The organism is Halorientalis persicus (assembly GCF_900110215.1).
Lineage (GTDB): Archaea > Halobacteriota > Halobacteria > Halobacteriales > Haloarculaceae > Halorientalis > Halorientalis persica.
This window is the reverse complement of the sequence record NZ_FOCX01000115.1, coordinates 1-1,248: the sequence shown is the minus strand read 5'-3', so window position 1 is coordinate 1,248 and position 1,248 is coordinate 1. Positions and strand designations below refer to the sequence as shown.

General features: G+C 53.8%; 1 protein-coding gene. It reads left to right on the top strand.

The window, feature by feature from the left end; translation table 11 throughout:
- Positions 1-1,166, top strand: a 1,166-nt coding sequence (locus BMX17_RS24905; protein WP_211611502.1) for a hypothetical protein, incomplete at its 5' end; no start/stop codon positions are given.
- Positions 1,167-1,248: the final 82 nt, after the last annotated feature.

The window sequence follows — 1,248 nt, the reverse complement described above, 5'->3', positions numbered from 1 at the left end:
GGTGGGGGCCTGCAAAACAAGCACCAACAGCCACCGGAGACGACCAGTCACCGGGCAACAGCGAGCAAGCGCAGCACACAGACCACTCAGAAGACTCCATGTCCAGCCAGAACACTTCCACACCGAACGACGACCAACCGACCGACACAGCTGGTGAAGACTCTGGGACAGAGTCAAACACCCACACCGAGCAGGACCCCTCTGGCACGATGGAACAGTCAGCAGGCAGCAATACCACGGGATCAGCATCGGATGAATCCGAACCGATTGTTGTCGGGAAACGACAGCGTCTGCCTGGCGGATTGGAGGACAGCCTCGTGAAGTCGATAGAGGAGACTGACAGAGAGTTCGACGAAGCAGAGATTCGGGGAAAGTATACAGAAGAAGCCACCAAGTCCGGCGCAATAAGTGGTGACCAAGGGCAGTTCATGGCAACCCTTGCACTGGCGTATAATCGTGGGTTGGAGGACTACGACCTCACCCAGAGTATGACAACCCTCGTTAACAGGGTCGGAAACCCAGATATAGATGGGCTCAAACAGCACGGATTCATCAAAGATGTCGACGGGCCATTCAAGCGGAACTACTACGAATTCACTGAGAAAGGCTGGAACACAACCAAGCAAATCAGTGCCCACATTGAAGCCATTGATCTCAACAAGCCCGTCGGAGAAAACGAAGGTGATCTCGGCGAGAGTGGCGCTCATCGGATCGGTGTCGAGATTACCGCTCAATATCTCAAACAGCGCGATGACGTGGAACAGGTTGTCCGGTACCCAACACTCAACACAGGCGAAGAATGTGACGTCGCAGGCTGTCAGAGCGACGGAACAGTAGAGATTGTTGGCGAAGTCTGGCTCGACAGTAATGATCGCACGTCAGCCGCCAATGATTATCGCGACCTGGCGAGTGCTGATTCACTCTCTTTGTGGGTTGTTGAGGGTCTCGAAGAAGCCGTTGATGTCGTAAACGCCCTCGTTGATCGGATCGAAGATGGCAGTTTCCAAGTCGATACAAAGGTTAAATATCAGGATAAAGGTCCATCAGATGGGCAGTTAGTGAAATCGACACAGGACATTATCGATCATATCTACGACAGTCATGGCAAGGCTACGCCGGGGATGACTTCCCTCAAAACGCTCCGAAGTGTGAGGAGGAAGCTATGACAGCCGACGCGTGGCGGCCCGCAACTCGCGAGGAAATCCAGCAGTACTACACGGACTACTTCCCCGAAAAGTATCGGTCCGG